The organism is Metabacillus sp. RB-C-LZQ-3-1 (assembly GCF_058315175.1).
Window position 1 is genome coordinate 53,446 of sequence record NZ_JBZFLI010000010.1, and the last position, 16,260, is coordinate 69,705.

The 16,260-nt window shown below is 36.9% G+C and carries 11 protein-coding genes; 10 read left to right on the forward strand and 1 reads right to left on the reverse strand.

Annotated features, from left to right (window positions below; all coding sequences use genetic code 11):
* The first annotated feature begins 69 nt into the window (after window positions 1-69).
* The gene (locus tag AC4GZ8_RS16200) at window positions 70-1,023 is read left to right on the forward strand and encodes a sugar ABC transporter substrate-binding protein (protein WP_491082929.1); all 954 of its coding nucleotides are present in this window, start codon (window positions 70-72) and stop codon (window positions 1,021-1,023) included.
* A gap of 308 nt (window positions 1,024-1,331) precedes the next feature.
* Here AC4GZ8_RS16200 and sstT read toward each other — a convergent pair whose 3' ends face one another.
* On the reverse strand, window positions 1,332-2,558 hold the full coding sequence (gene sstT / locus AC4GZ8_RS16205; RefSeq protein WP_491082930.1) for a serine/threonine transporter SstT: 1,227 nt from the start codon (window positions 2,556-2,558) through the stop codon (window positions 1,332-1,334).
* Window positions 2,559-2,950: 392 nt separating this feature from the next.
* On the opposite strand from sstT, the gene AC4GZ8_RS16210 reads away from it, so the two are divergent.
* The 9 genes from AC4GZ8_RS16210 to ganA all read left to right on the forward strand — a co-directional run bounded on the left by AC4GZ8_RS16210 (window position 2,951) and on the right by ganA (window position 16,177).
* Window positions 2,951-3,724: an NUDIX domain-containing protein gene (locus AC4GZ8_RS16210; RefSeq protein WP_491082931.1), complete on the forward strand. Its 774-nt coding sequence runs from the start codon at window positions 2,951-2,953 to the stop codon at window positions 3,722-3,724.
* 15 nt (window positions 3,725-3,739) lie between these two features.
* On the forward strand, window positions 3,740-4,429 hold the full coding sequence (pnuC, locus tag AC4GZ8_RS16215; RefSeq protein ID WP_491082932.1) for a nicotinamide riboside transporter PnuC: 690 nt from the start codon (window positions 3,740-3,742) through the stop codon (window positions 4,427-4,429).
* Window positions 4,430-5,452, forward strand: coding sequence for a multifunctional transcriptional regulator/nicotinamide-nucleotide adenylyltransferase/ribosylnicotinamide kinase NadR (nadR, locus tag AC4GZ8_RS16220; protein WP_491082933.1), 1,023 nt, complete (start codon window positions 4,430-4,432; stop codon window positions 5,450-5,452). It begins immediately after the preceding gene.
* Window positions 5,453-5,640: 188 nt separating this feature from the next.
* A complete protein-coding gene (locus tag AC4GZ8_RS16225) occupies window positions 5,641-8,013 on the forward strand; it encodes a polyprenyl synthetase family protein (protein ID WP_491082934.1) in 2,373 nt (790 codons plus the stop codon).
* Window positions 8,014-8,173: 160 nt separating this feature from the next.
* Window positions 8,174-9,646: a protein adenylyltransferase SelO gene (locus tag AC4GZ8_RS16230; RefSeq protein ID WP_491082935.1), complete on the forward strand. Its 1,473-nt coding sequence runs from the start codon at window positions 8,174-8,176 to the stop codon at window positions 9,644-9,646.
* 232 nt (window positions 9,647-9,878) lie between these two features.
* The gene (gene rlmD, locus AC4GZ8_RS16235; RefSeq protein WP_491083062.1) at window positions 9,879-11,240 is read left to right on the forward strand and encodes a 23S rRNA (uracil(1939)-C(5))-methyltransferase RlmD; all 1,362 of its coding nucleotides are present in this window, start codon (window positions 9,879-9,881) and stop codon (window positions 11,238-11,240) included.
* 245 nt (window positions 11,241-11,485) lie between these two features.
* Window positions 11,486-12,337 (forward strand): HAD family hydrolase, encoded by an 852-nt coding sequence (locus tag AC4GZ8_RS16240; RefSeq protein ID WP_491082936.1) that lies wholly within the window; start codon window positions 11,486-11,488, stop codon window positions 12,335-12,337.
* 365 nt (window positions 12,338-12,702) lie between these two features.
* Window positions 12,703-13,695 (forward strand): galactan degradation operon transcriptional regulator GanR, encoded by a 993-nt coding sequence (ganR, locus tag AC4GZ8_RS16245; protein WP_491082937.1) that lies wholly within the window; start codon window positions 12,703-12,705, stop codon window positions 13,693-13,695.
* Window positions 13,696-14,107: 412 nt separating this feature from the next.
* A complete protein-coding gene (gene ganA, locus AC4GZ8_RS16250; RefSeq protein ID WP_491083063.1) occupies window positions 14,108-16,177 on the forward strand; it encodes a beta-galactosidase GanA in 2,070 nt (689 codons plus the stop codon).
* Window positions 16,178-16,260: the final 83 nt, after the last annotated feature.

Genomic DNA, 16,260 nt, shown 5'->3' on the forward strand with positions numbered 1-16,260 from the left:
AGAGAACTTATTTTCATGATAATAGACATTATCCCTATAATATTTTAAAAGTTAGGAGGGGAGATATTATTGACTCAAAAAAGTAAAATTATCCTTATCATTTTAAGTTTCATTACTTTAGGGACTGTAGGTATAGTATCCAAAACATTTGGAGATGAAAAGCCAAAGGTTGTTGTGGTTCTAAAAGAATTAGACACAGAATATTGGAAAATCATTAAAGCTGGTAGTGAAAGGGGCTTTCAAGATTTTGGAATAGAGGGTGAAGTCATTGCTCCAGAATATGGGACTACAGAGGAACAGATCTTATTATTGGAAGGTAAGTTAAAGGAACTTCCGGATGTCTTAATTGTTTCTCCTATTGTACCAGACGAGGTTATTCCGATTTTAAATAAGTTTGTTGAAAAAGGTGTTCCAACTTTGTTAATAGACACTGATGACCCTTGGAAGAATAAGACATCTTATATTGGTACCGATAATTTAGAGCTAGGACGAAGAGCTGGACAATTATTAGCTTCCCAGTTACAACCCGGGGATAAAGTAGCTGTATTTGGGGAAGAAGACGGAGTAAGATTAATAAGTGAGCGAATACAAGGGGCTAAACAGAGCTTAAAAGAAGCAGGCATTGATGTTGTAACAAAAAGTGCTGGTGTTTCTCAAGATGAAAAGCAGCTAGTAAAAAAGGGAATGGAGGAAGTCCTGCAAGACCATCCTGACCTTAAAGGGGTAATGGCTGTAACGGACATCGTAGCCTTAAGTGTACAAGAGGTTCTAAAAAATCATGGACTAAGTATGCCAGTAACTGGAGCGGATGGAATAACAAAAATGCTAGAGTTAATTGAGGATGGAACAATACCAGGTTCAGTTTCTCAGAATCCCTACGATATGGGGTATTTAAGTGTAGAAGCTGCAGCAAAAGCTATAAAGGATGAAAAGGTTGAAAAAAACATAGATAGTGGTGTTGATATTATTGTTAAAGAGAATGCGAAAAGAAGATTGAATTTTCTGAGGGATGCGTTAAATTAATGAGAGAATCTTTATCTATTCTTAAAGGCAGATGATATGAATGGATTGCAAAACGGCACATCGATATTGGGACCGTCAGGTCGTAAAAAATAAAGCAACAGTCCACTTCTTTAGTAAAAGACGGGCTGTTGCTTTTTTTATACTATCAGAAGGTATAGAATTTTGTACTTAGTTTTTGTGTCTAGCTACAGCGCCTATCGCCTCTCAAACTTAAGATCATCTCCTTACGATAAGTCTCGCTTTATCTCAGTCGATTCTCCTCTTAGTTTGTACGGCGATGATCGAGACGCTTGCGCTTTAAAAAAAGCCTAAATGGTAATTTCCTTACCTTCCTTACGCATTTTAGCGTATTCTGCAGTTGCTGTATACAGCACGTCTGAGGAAGAGTTAAGGGCTGTTTCACAAGAATCTTGCAGAACACCAATGATGAAACCTACTGCAACAACCTGCATGGCAACATCATTTGAAATGCCAAATAAGCTGCTTGCTAGAGGAATAAGCAATAGTGAACCACCTGCAACACCTGATGCACCACAAGCGGACACAGCTGATAAAATGCTAAGAATGAATGCCGTTCCCATATCAACTTCAATTCCAAGTGTATGAACAGCTGCAAGAGTTAAAACGGAAATCGTAACTGCTGCGCCAGCCATATTAATTGTAGCACCTAATGGAATTGATACAGAATACGTATCCTTATCTAAATCTAGTTTTTCACATAGACTCATATTTACTGGGATATTTGCTGCTGAGCTACGGGTGAAGAACGCTGTAATTCCACTTTCCTTTAAACATTTAAACACAAGCGGGTATGGATTCTTACGAATATTAATAAACACAATAATAGGATTTACGACAAGTGCTATGAAAAACATACATCCAAGTAAAACTAATAGTAATTTTCCGTAATCAAGCAGTGCAGACAGACCATTTGTGACAAGAGCTTCAAAAACAAGTCCCATAATTCCAAGTGGTGCTAAATTAATGATCCATTTCACAAGTTGAGAGATTGCATCTGAAAAACTAGCAAGCATGTTTTTCGTTGAATCAGGAGCATTTTTTAATGCTATCCCAAGAAGTACAGCCCAAGCTAGAATACCGATATAATTCGAGTTAATAAGTGCATTAACAGGATTGTCAACAATATTAAAGAGCAATGTTTGAAGCACCTCTGTAATGCCGCTAGGAGGTTCAAAGCCCTCTGCTCCTGTCTTAAGAGTTAAGGTTACAGGGAAGATAAAGCTTGCAACAACGGCAACAAGTCCTGCAAGAAACGTACTGATCACATAAAGGATAATAATAGATTTCATATTTGTCTGCTGGCCGCTTCTTTGCTTGGAAATAGCGTGCATAACTAAAAATAAAACCAATACAGGTGCCACAGCTTTTAGTGCACCTACAAATAAAGAACCAAAAATAGTCACCCATTTTGCTCCCTCAGGAACTGATACTGCAAGGATAACACCAATAATAATCCCTACAATAATTCGAGTTACCAAGCTGAGTTGGTTCCATTTGTGTAATAAACTCTTCATTTAGCGTTCCTCCGATTCTATATTGAAGCTGAAAAATGCTTCATTACGTTGATACATTAATACGTATAATCATACATAGATGTTAGTTTAACACGAATAATGTCGAATGTGAATGAAAGGAAAAAATTGTTGTTTAGAATTTTATGAAAAATGAACTATTAACACAAGGGGGGATAAATAGACTATATAGAAATCAGTAAGTTGTTGGAATTTTAAGCAGAGTAGATAGAAGATCATCCTAATGAAAGATTCGGCTAGAGATTATAAATCAATAAAACAAAATGTTTGTTAAATACTCCATCTTGTAATGATTACCAAAAATTTCTTGACCCCTTTTCGAAAAGGGGGTATATTTTAATTAACAAATTGTTAATTAAATGGCGGTGCAAGAATTGAGTGAAAAATCAAGAAAATTCATTACTCCAGATGGATATACAAGTGATATTGCTGTTTTCACTATTACTTCTGAATATCACGGAGATCACAAGCCTCCACTAAAAAAGTTAAAAATTATGCTAATTAAACGAAGTGATACAGACCATGAAGGAAATCTAAATGTTGAAGCTGGAAAGTGGGCGTTACCGGGAGGGTTTGTTCGTCCAAACGAAACAGCACTTCAGGCAGCAGAGCGCAAGCTTAAAGAAGAGACAGGAGTTAGCGGGGTACGAATAAAGCACTTTGGTATTTATGACTCTCCAAGCAGGGATGAGAGAGGGTGGATTATTTCAAACGCTCATTATGTTATTGCGAATGAAGAAGCATTGAATGGCCGTAAAAAGACGAATGACGCAACAGATATTCAATTGTTTACAATCACAGATGCTCTCAACCTTCCTCTTGCTTTCGATCATCGTCAAATCATTGATGATGCAATATGGTTTATAAAAAAAGATATGGCTCTAACAACACTGGCTAAACACTTTTTACCGACAGAATTTGTTCTATCTGAATTGCAAGGAGTTTTGTTAACTGTTTTGGATGATCCGTCTATATCAACAGATGCTGCTTTTTTTAGAAAAGCCCCGAAGCTGCCGTTTATTGAAGCAGTAACAGAAAATGGAAAACTTAAGAAATCAAACCGGTACTCTAAAACACCAGCCCAGCTTTACCGATTTACTAATTTTCAACCGATTGTTTCAGTCTTTAGCCAAAAACTTAAGGGATAAAGGGAGAGAGCTGAGATGTTGAGAGATTGGACGTTATTCGAAAAGTTATGGTTACTCATCTTTACAGCTGTGAATGTTTATCTTTTCTTTGCTTGGTCAGATTCACTTATTGGCTTAATTTCTTCGATAACAGGCATGCTCTGTGTCGTGTTAGTAGCTAAAGGGAAAATAGCAAACTATTATTTTGGAATTATACAAACTTCAACGTATGCTTATATATCATATGGATACGGGCTTTATGGAGAAGCAATGTTAAATGGTTTATTTTATCTGCCGGTTCAATTCATCGGGATCTATTTATGGAATAAGCATAGAACCGAACAAGGGGTACAAGGCGAGGATGTAGAGGTAAAGAGGTTATCAAAAGCAGGATGGGTCTATACAATATCGATAGCTGTCATTCTCATTATTGGTTATGGATTTTTTCTGAAGTATTTAGGCGGGAGTAATATATGGGCAGATTCAGCGACAAATGTATTGTCAGTGATGGCACAAATTTTGATGTTAAAACGATTTGCCGAACAGTGGTTACTTTGGATTTCTGTCAATATTTTATCAATCTATTTATGGATTAGTGCCCTCGTTTCACAAGGTGGAAATGACTTCTCGATGCTAGTTATGTGGACAGCATTTTTAGTAAACAGTATCTATGGCTATATCAACTGGAGAAAGCTATATTCAAAGCAAGCTCAGGAGGTGGTCTAAATGACTGTTGGATTTATAGGCGGAAAATTCTTACCTCTTCATCTAGGGCATGTGTATGCAATCATTCAGGCCTCCACAATGGTTGATGATCTCTATGTTGTTTTATCTCATAGTGAAATACGTGATAAGAAACTAATGGAAGAATCGAAAATGGAGTATATACCATCGCAAATTAGGCTGCGTTGGCTCTCGCAATTAACAAGAGATATGCCGCAGGTCAAGGTCATTTCGGTAGAAGATGACCAGGGAAATGACGATTATAATTGGGCGGAGGGTGCCAAACAAATAAAAGCGAAAATTGGAAAACCAATCGATTATGTCTTTAGTTCTGAGTATGAATATGAAGATGTTTTTCAGCATCTGTACCCGGATTCCAAGCATATATTGCTTGATCCGGAACGTAAGACCGTTAATATTTCTGCTACAAAAATTCGTCAAGAAGGTGTTTTTCCCCATTGGGAGTTTATTCCTGACGTTGTAAGGCCGTATTTCGTTAAGAAGATTGTCATCGTTGGAACAGAAAGCTGTGGAAAATCCACCCTTACAAAAAATCTTGCCAAGGTATATAACACAACTTATGTCTCTGAATATGGCCGAACCGTTTGTGAGGAATTAGGCGGCTGTGACGGGATTATTACAAAAGTAGACTACCATAAAATTGCTTATGGACATAAAATGGAAGAATACAAGGCAATTGAGAAAGCGAATAAGCTTGTTTTTATCGATACAGAGGCGATTGTCACGCAATTTTACTCAAACCTTTATAATCAAGAGCATCAACCTGTTCTTGATGAAATCGCTAAACTGCAAGATTATGATCTTTGGCTATTTTTAGAGCCTGATGTTAAGTGGATTGATGACGGGTTAAGAGTTCACGGTCAGGAAGCAGAGCGAGTTAAAAATAATAACCGGTTAAAAGTGTTGCTGGATAATCATAAAGTTAAATATAAAGTTTTGAATGGAGATTATCAAAACCGTTTTATCTCAGCAGTTGGAATGATAGAAGATCTAATAAAGAGATAGTGAAAAAGGCATATTTCATTTGAAATATGCTTTTTTTGTTAAAAGGAGGAAAAACGAATCCATGTGAACCAATTAGAATAGAATATCTATATGAATTTTCGCTTATACTTCACTATACTTTGGTATAATTTTTTGAAGCATCGAAGTAATCTTGGTTTAGCAAACCAAGAAGTAGAGGAATGTTCACTATGAATAAAGTGTTAACAAAAAATGCAGATGAGAGCTATTTTTTGGCTGAACAGAAAGCGTCAGGTTATTTTTCAACATTAAATGAACAAGTTTTGCAGAAGAAATATAGATCAACTTTAATAAAGGATTTTGAATCATGGAAACTAGATCATCTTGGACACAGCAGGCTATTGTCCTTTTTTTATCGTGGAGAGCAAAGAACGGATTCCCGTGATTATCACAGATATATTCAACGGATGGAGAAGAAAGGAAAGCTTGATCATTACCTGGAGAGAAGTATTTCGTATATTTATATGCGTGACTTAGGTAAGGCGTTGCATGAGCCTGAAACAAAGGCTAGAATCCAACAAGTTGTTCAATCACTAAAAGGTCATCTTTCTCAAAAATCTGATTCTGCAGATGAGATGTTCAACATGGCCTCATTATACAGATGGGCGAAGAAGGAAGGGGTAGAATTAACCTTCATCTGGCTCATGAATAAGCTAAAGGCTGTATCTCTTCATATTCCAGAGGGAATAGATGCGGCACATGCCCAACGGAAATTGATCAAAATCATTGCTGGGGTAGTTATGCACGCAATTGAAGAGATGGAGGAGGGGCTTCTTCCGGAGGAACGTTCAAAAAAGCTAAATGAGGCGATAAGGCTTGGTTATGCCTATGGTCTTACCTACCCCTTTATTGATGATCTTTTAGATTCTGATGTTTTATCAAATCAAGAAAAAAGTCAATATTCGGATTTAATCAGAACAACTCTCACTTCAGGATCAGTACCTGAATTAGGAGAGTGGGCTGGTAACAATAAGGAATTGATGACATTTATCCACTCTGAACTCAAACAGGCCTTTAATTACATAAGAGTCTATCAGAGCTCGGAAAAAATGGCATTGTTTCTAGAGCAATCCTATGTGTTTTTTCATTCTCAGGAAATAGATCGCATGAAGGATCTTGAGAATGGATGCTATACGAATGAGGAACTTTACATCCCAATTATTTTAAAATCCTCTTCATCAAGATTAATTGTTCGTTCGGTATTAAATGCTTCAGAGGATGAAGGATTTGAACGCAGAACCTTCTATTATGGAATTTATAATCAATTGGCGGATGATTTTGCTGATATGTTTGATGATATGAAGGCTGGTGCCGTCACTCCTTACACCTATTATTTAACATACCATGATAAACGAGATGATCTTATTAATCCTTTTGAATTATATTGGACAGTTATCTCTAACTTAATCCATAATGTATATCACTCTGATCCAATGACCTGTGAGGTCGTACTTGATCGAGCGATAAATGGATTGAAACGATTTAAACAGAGAATTGGAGAAAAAAAATACAATGAAATCATGAAGATTCTTGCCGCAGGAAACACTGAATTCTTTCGTATGATTCAACATATGGTCAAAAAAGCTAAGGATGTTGACTTTTTTGATAAGTTGTTAAGGGATCATATCATCACAAACCTGAGGAATTCCCAAGAAGAGCATGAACAATTCATCGAGACCATACGAGAAGTAAGAAATAAAGTAAACCCTATTCTACATCTTCCCTATGAAGATTCCACACTATTTCGGGAGGATTCTCTTGTTGAGGCAGCAAATTACAGCTTAAAGGGTGATGGAAAACGATTAAGGCCTATTATGACGTGGGTAATCGGTGTTGATGTATATGGGCTTGATATGTCAGCAATTGAGCCGCTTCTAAAATCATTGGAATATATGCATACAGCATCTCTTATTTTTGATGATTTACCATCTCAGGACAATGCGCCTATTCGTAGAGGCAGACCTACTCTTCACCAGGTATACACAACTGCTACAGCAGAGCTAACAGGACTTTTTCTTACTCAAAAGGCTGTGAAGGAGCAGGCATCTTTAGATACATTCAATCCTAAGACAGTTCTAAGTTTGATTCAATACTCAGCTCAAATGACAGCAGATATGTGCAAAGGACAGGCGATAGATTTGGAGTCGAAAGGAAAAAAGCTGACGTTAGAGCAATTAAATGAAATGTGCTTTTATAAAACAGGCTTAGCGTTTGAAGCTTGTCTTATTATGCCGGCAATCCTTGCTCATGCAGAAGAATCAGAAATAAAGGCATTAAAAACGTATGCCTACCATGCCGGCATAGCTTTTCAGATTAAAGATGATCTGCTTGATTATGAAGGAGAATCTAATCGTCTTGGAAAGATGGCAGGTACTGATTCCAAAAATAATAGTTCAACCTTTGTATCCATTTTAGGTGTTGAAGGTGCTAAGAAAGAGATGTGGGAGCATTATTGTTTAGGTATGGATGCATTGCAAGTGATGTCTCGTCACATTCCTTTTTTGAAGCAATTATTATCTTATTTTGTAAACAGGGATCGCTAATATGGAAGTCTCGCTTTATCTCATCCGGAGTACTCCAGTGCATATGTTGCTAAATGGACGCTTGCGCTTTTGTTTTTGGGTATAATAGAATGGCCAAAAGAAAGACTAAGTATGAATGAGATCAGACTAGAAAAAACAATGAAAAAGGAGATCCATCCAAATGACAAATGAAAAAGTAGAAAAGGCTGGATGGAATTTTGATAATAGCTATGCCCGTCTTCCTGAAAAACTTTTCACTAATCAACCTCCAAACCCTGTGAAATCACCAGAACTCATTAAGTTTAATGAGTCATTAGCAGAAACTCTGGGGCTGAATGTTCAGGAGCTGAAAAGTGAGGAAAGTCTGGCAGTTTTTGCTGGTAATCGAATTCCTGAAGGGTCAACACCTCTTGCACAGGCTTATGCAGGTCATCAGTTTGGACATTTTAATATGCTTGGGGATGGTCGAGCTGTTTTGCTAGGTGAACAGCTCACACCCGATCATGAACGGTTTGATATTCAACTAAAAGGATCAGGACGAACACCGTATTCTCGTGGGGGAGACGGACGTGCAGCTCTTGGGCCGATGCTTCGGGAATATATCATTAGTGAAGCTATGCATGGTCTCGGTATTCCGACAACTCGAAGTTTAGCGGTTGTAACTACAGGTGAGTACATCATGCGTGAAACAAAACTGCCGGGTGCTATTTTAACTCGGGTAGCTGCTAGTCATATACGGGTTGGAACCTTCCAATTTGTTGCACAATGGGGAACAGAAGAGGAATTAAAGGAGTTAGCGGACTATACAATTGATCGACATTATCCAGAGCTGAAAAATGAGGAAAATCGGTATCTTTTATTTCTTGAGGAAGTAGTGAAGCGTCAAGCATTGCTTATTTCAAAATGGCAAATAGTTGGTTTTATTCATGGAGTCATGAACACTGATAACATGACAATCAGCGGAGAAACCATTGATTATGGTCCGTGTGCTTTCATGGATACGTATAACCCTGCAACTGTGTTTAGTTCAATTGATGTTCAAGGTCGTTATGCATACGGTAATCAGCCAAATATCGCAGGTTGGAATCTCGCCCGCTTTGCTGAAACGTTACTGCCACTTCTTCATGAAGATATAGAAGAATCTGTTAAAATTGCCCAAGAAGTTATCTCAGGGTTTCCAGAGCTTTATGACAAACATTGGCTTAATGGAATGAGAGCAAAATTAGGTCTATTCAACGAAGAGGCAGATGACCTTACTCTTGTTGAAACTTTATTAAAGGTCATGGAAACTCATAGTGCTGATTATACGAACACTTTTAGAGCCTTAACATTTGATACTATTGAGGAGACGGTTCTATCTGATAAAGAAGATTTCAACAAGTGGTATGGTCAGTGGAAAAAAAGACAAGGAAGGCAGAAGGAATCAAATGCTGAATCAGTTGAGCTGATGAAAAAGAATAACCCAGCTGTCATTCCTCGAAATCACCGGGTGGAAGAGGCATTAGAGGCGGCAGTTGATAAAGGTGATTATCACGTAATGGAGCAGCTGCTTGAAGCTTTATCAAATCCTTATGCACATTCACCACATCAGGCTAAATATTGTACTGTTCCTGCTAATTCAGATGGTACGTACCGAACTTATTGTGGAACATGACAAAAATGAGTTGATTTTGATACTATATAGGATGCTACCCTTTTGTCTTAAGGTAGCATTTTTGTGTTGGTGACTGTTAATTCATTCCAGTGATGAATAGATTCCATATTCGTTTACTGTCCTTTATACTAGTTTAGTATGTGTTTTGAAGGTAAAAGACTAGTGTTAGTCGTTTTTTATAGATTGAAAGAAAGAAGGAGGAACACAATTGACCATATCTAAAGGGGAAATTATGGTGGCTGAAATCAGCCATTTAGATGAAAAAGGCTCAGGTCGAGCAGAAGTTTGGCGAAAAAATGAATTAGGAAATCCAAAGAAACTAAAGCTAACAATTCCAATGACTCTTCCAGGAGAGAAAGTACGGGTGACGGTTGACCAGCCTGAAAGAAAAAGAAGAAAGGCTATGCCAGATGAGATTGTGGAAGCTCATCAGGACAGAACAGCACCACCATGTCCACACTTTGATAAATGTGGTGGGTGTGTATGGCAGCATTGGAGCTATTCAGCTCAGTTAAACGAAAAAACCGAACATGTAAGGCATACGATTGAGAGCCAGGGCTTTGATCCAAAGCTAGTTCAAGAGACAATCGGAATGGATGAGCCTTGGAGATATCGAAATAAAATGGAGTTCACATTTTCTCCTGAAGGCGCTCTTGGTTTACATGAACAAGGGAACTTCCGAAAAATTATCTCTCTTGAAACATGCTTAATTGCCGGAGAAGAAATGGTAGAAGCGGCAATGGAAGTGGCAAAATGGGTGAAGGATCATAAATTGAAGGGGTATAATAAAGACCTTCATGAAGGCTTGCTTCGTCATTTAATGGTCAGACAATCCTTTGCTACAGATGAAATCATGTTAGCTATTTTTGCAACTGAATCACCAGAGGAGTATCAAGAAGCTGTTCATGACTTAGTTTTACGTATTGAACAGAAGTTCCCGCAAGTAAAAAGCTTACTATGGCTTGAAAATACGCAATGGGCCGACCGAACTCAAGCGGAGAAAAGTCATATCCTATCTGGACGCGATTTTATTAATGATGAAATGGATGGTTACCGATTCCGTCTTTGGTTTGATACATTTTTCCAAACAAATCCTACTCAAGCTCAAAAATTAGTTGATTTAGCAATTGAGATGGGGAAACCGCAAAAAACAGAAAAAATGATTGATCTATTCTGCGGAGTTGGGACGTTCTCGCTTCCTTTTGCAAATAAAGTAGGAAAGCTTGCTGGAATTGAGATTGTAGAAACATCGATTGAGTCAGCTAAACGTAATGCAGAAGACAATGGCATCTCAAACACGGACTTTTTAGCGAAAGATGCACGAAAAGGCATTGATCAAGTGTTAGAGAGCTTTGGACATCCTGAGCTTCTGCTTCTCGATCCACCTCGTTCAGGTGCGGGAGGTAAAGTAATGAGAAGAATCGGACGCTCAAAACCACAAAGAATTGTATATGTGTCATGTAATCCTGACACGTTTGCTACAGATATAAAAGAACTTGAACCATTTGGTTATCAATTACAAATGGTTCAGCCAGTAGATTTATTTCCACATACTGTTCATGTGGAATGTGTGGCATTATTGGAGCTGCAATAATTTTAACTCCCTTTCTTTTTCTAATAATGTAGGAAAAGAAAGGGAGTTTTTTATGAGCTGCAATCACTTCACTGTGCTATTTTTGTCGAAAATTCCCGAATAGTAAATAAATCTAGAAAATCGAAAATAAATTAAAAGGAACATCAAATAAATTCTAATAATAGAAAATAAATGATAAAAATAGTAAATAAATCTAACTAAACCGCTATACTAGATTAGTAGACTCTTTTATAGGAGGAATTTTTTTGCGAATGAAACCAAAAGCAATTTTTTTAGATATGGATGGAACCATATTAAATCATCAAAATAAGGTAAGTATACGAACAAAAGAAATAATTGATGAATTGAGAGCACAAGGAATATACGTTTTTATTGCAACTGGCCGGGCGTATGATGAAATAGAGGGAGTAGTTCCTGAAGGCTTTCAAGTCGACGGTGTTGTATCCTCGAATGGTATGGCAGGCTATATCGGTGAAAAGGTTGTTTTTGAACATTCTCTTTCACGAGAATTAGTTGATATGATTATTCAAAAAGCCAGAGAAAATAAGGTATACTATGAACTCTTTCCTTATCGGGCAGCACGAATATCATTAAAGCAGGATCAACAATATATGGTAGATGAAATCCGTGATCCAAAGCCTGATGGTGTCGGGATTAATGAATGGCTATCTCGTAAACAAGCAATTAAGGAAGAGATATCCTGGGAAGAACAAATTTCAGGAAATGAGTTTTCGAAGTTTTATTTCTTTGCTAGAACAAAGGAACAGATTAATCATTGGAAAGAAGAACTTGAACGATTAAAACAAGAAATAGATTTTACGATGTCCGTATCATCAGAGTACAATGCAGAAGTAATGGTTGCGAATGTTAATAAAGCAACTGGAATTCAACATATGTTAAAGACATTCCATTTAACGATGGAAGAAGTAATGGCGATTGGAGATAGTGATAATGATATCCAAATGCTTCAGACTGTTGGTTTTTCAGTAGCTATGAAAAATGCACCTGATCGTATTAAAGAGATGGTTGATGATGTAACTGAATTTACCTGTGATGAAGACGGAGTTTATCATTATCTTAAAGGGTATTTTACATAATAAATGGTATAGGGTCAGCAGGTTATTCTTGCTGGCTTTTTTTGTACTATCAGCGAATAAGATTTTATCGTTTTTCTATACATATTTGTGAAATTTGTAAGTCTATTATCATTAATCTGTATAGAATGAAATTGAACTTTGCTATTATAATGATAGATAAAAAATAAAACGCTGTCATTTTTTGTAAATCTAGGTCTTTATCATTATTATCGCTTGTCCATGGCAAATGGAAAAAATAAAATTTTATTTAGTAGACACTTGACTTTTTAAAGAAAATAAGTAAAATTAAGTAAAATATTTTACTAAAACAACGTGAAGAGTGTTTGGTTTATTCTTGTTTTTGGAAACGAAATGGGGTGGGAAGAATGGCTAAAATTAAAGACATTGCAGAAGAAACAGGTTTTTCCATTTCTACAGTTTCTCGTGTATTAAATAATGATCAAAATCTTTCTGTACCGGATGAAACGCGAGAAAAGATTTATGATGCTGCAGAGAGATTGAATTATCGCAAAAAAACGGTAAGGCCATTAGTGAAAAACATTGCGTTTTTATATTGGTTAACAGATAAAGAAGAACTTGAGGATGTTTATTTTAAATCGATGAGATTAGAAATAGAAAAATATGCAAAAAAACATAATATTGAATTAACTACTTACAAAATTACAGACGGAATTAAAGCAATACCCGATCATATAGAAGGCTTTTTAGCGGTTGGGACTTTTTCAGATAAAGAACTTGCGCACTTAAGGAAGCTTACTTCGAATGGAGTGTTTATTGATTCAACCCCAGACCCAAATCACTATGATTCCGTAAGACCTGATCTTGCTCAAATTACAATGAGAACAGTCGATTTCTTAATTGAAAAAGGCCATCATAAAATCGGATTTGTCGGTGGGACATATCATAATCCTAACACAGATCAGGATGAAATGGATATACGTGAAAAAACGTTTCGTCAGTATATGGCGGAAAAAGGAATACTTGATGATCAATTTATTTTTTGCCATCGGGGATTTTCGGTGGATAATGGATACAATTTAATGAGTCAGGCTATTGAGAAGCTTGATGACCAGTTGCCTACAGCCTTTTTTGTTGCTAGTGATCCGATTGCTGTTGGGTGTTTACAGGCATTGAATGAACGGGGTATCGCGATTCCGAATCGGGTAAGTGTTGTGAGCATTAATAATATTAGTGTCGCAAAATATTTATCACCGCCTTTAACTACTTTTCATATCGATATGAAGGAAATATGCAAGAATTCTATTGAATTTCTTTTGGAGAGAGTTTTAGAGAAACGAAAAAATGTGAAAACATTGTATATTGGATCAGAATTGATCGTTCGGAAAAGTACAAATTAATAGCATGATGTCCAAAGGGCAATCCGCGACTAGGGATTAGTTGGGATTGCCCTTTATTTTATAGGCTTTCACTATTAATTTTAACGGAAAGTTTCGTTTGGATATTTTCGTAAAAAAATTTACTCATTTAAAGTAAAATATTTATTTACATAATTTCTTGACGGTGGTATATTGAATTTGCGAAGCGCTTTCAAATAAACTGTTTGTAATTTATTTGAAAGGATGATTTTTAGGTGAAGAGTTATAAAAAATATGCAAGTGTTTTTAGTGAGATAGCATTAAATAACGCAATACACCTTCAACTTTAATAACGACAATATTATTTATCTATTCAATGGCGGTGTTCCTGCAGTTCCTGGACCAACAGCAGGTGGAACGAAAGGGTAAGGAAATTTCTTTTTAGAAGGAGAGAATTATGTCAAAGGTTGAAAAAACATACACAACAAAAGCAAACTTCATGCTTCATGGGGGAGATTATAATCCTGATCAATGGTTAGATCGACCTGATATCCTAGCAGATGATATAGAGCTGATGAAGCTTTCACATACAAATACGTTTTCGGTTGGTATTTTTGCGTGGAGTGCTCTTGAGCCGGAAGAAGGGATTTATAACTTTGATTGGTTAGATCAAATTTTTGAAAACATTTATGGAATAGGAGGTCGAGTGATCTTAGCTACTCCTAGTGGGGCTCGACCAGCTTGGATGTCTCAAAAATATTCCGAAGTTTTACGTGTGAACGGAAGCAGGGTGAAACAGCTTCATGGAGGAAGACATAATCACTGTTTTACTTCTGAAGTTTACCGCGAGAAAACACAGCAGATGAATCGTCTACTAGCGGAAAGATATGGTAACCATCCAGGTTTATTAATGTGGCATATTTCTAATGAATATGGCGGAGAGTGCCATTGTAATAAATGCCAAAATGCTTTTAGAAACTGGCTGAAAGAAAAGTATAATCACGACCTGAAAGCATTAAATGATGCCTGGTGGGGGCCTTTCTGGAGTCATGCGTACAGTGATTGGTCACAAATTGAATCACCGTCACCTATTGGAGAAAATGCAGTACATGGCTTGAATTTAGATTGGCGTAGGTTCGTAACTGATCAAACAATTGATTTCTATAAAAATGAAATTGTGCCATTAAGAGAATTGACGCCAAAAATCCCAATTACAACAAACTTTATGGCAGATACATTTGATCTTATTCCTTTTCAGGCACTTGATTATAGCAAGTTTGCGAAACATTTGGATGTTATCAGCTGGGATGCTTACCCCGCTTGGCATAATGATTGGGAAAGCACGGCAGATTTAGCGATGAAAGTTGGCTTCATTAATGATTTATACAGAAGCTTAAAGCAACAACCATTTTTATTAATGGAATCAACCCCAAGCGGTGTAAACTGGCATGATATCAATAAAGCAAAAAGACCGGGCATGCATTTGCTCTCCTCCATGCAAATGATTTCACATGGCTCTGATAGTGTGTTGTATTTCCAATGGAGAAAATCACGAGGATCATCAGAAAAATTCCATGGTGCTGTTGTTGATCATGATAATAGTTCAGAAAACCGTGTGTTTAAAGAAGTTGCAAAGGTTGGGCAAACATTAGAGAAGCTGTCTGATTTAGTTGGAACAAATCGTCCAGCAGATGTTGCGATCCTTTATGATTGGGAAAATAATTGGGCGATCAATGATGCGCAAGGTTTCGGAATGAAAACAAAGCAGTATCCACAAACATTGCAGCAGCATTATCGTACGTTCTGGGAGAAGGATATCCCTGTGGATGTTATTACAAAGGAGCAGGAATTTTCTACTTATAAATTGTTGATTGTACCGATGCTCTATTTAGCAAGCGAAGAAACGATTTCACGTTTAAAAACTTTCGTGCAAAACGGTGGAACATTAGTGATGACCTATATCAGCGGTATTGTGAATGAACATGATCTAACATACCTAGGTGGGTGGCACAAGGATTTACAAGAGATCTTTGGCATGAAGCCAGTTGAAACCGATACTTTATATCCTAATGATCGAAACTATGTAACATATCGTAATCAATCATATGAGTTGAAGGATTATGCAACAGTTCTTGAGGTGAAATCCGCAACTATAGATGGAATTTATCAGGAGGATTTCTATGCAAATACGCCAGCTGTTACGAGTCACCACTTTGGTGAAGGGAAATCCCATTATATAGGCGGCCGCTTAGATGATCAATTCCATCATGATTTCTATCATGAGTTAATGGAGGAGCTTCAACTAAAACCAGCTTATACAGTAAAACACGGTAAAGGTGTATCTGTTCAAGTAAGACAAGCACCTGAAAGTGATTTCCTATTTGTGATGAACTTTACAGAGGAAAAGCAACCAATTAGCCTTGATTTCATGGTGAAAGATAAGGTAAGTGGAGAAGAAATCAAAGGTGACCTCATGCTTGACATTTATGAAGTAAGAATACTAGAAAAGTCGAAAAAGAACTAACAAATCTACGAAGGAAACGAGAATGACTTCATTAAATTGAGGCATTCTTTTCCTTCTTTATGCCTTGAATTCGTAACTGGAAA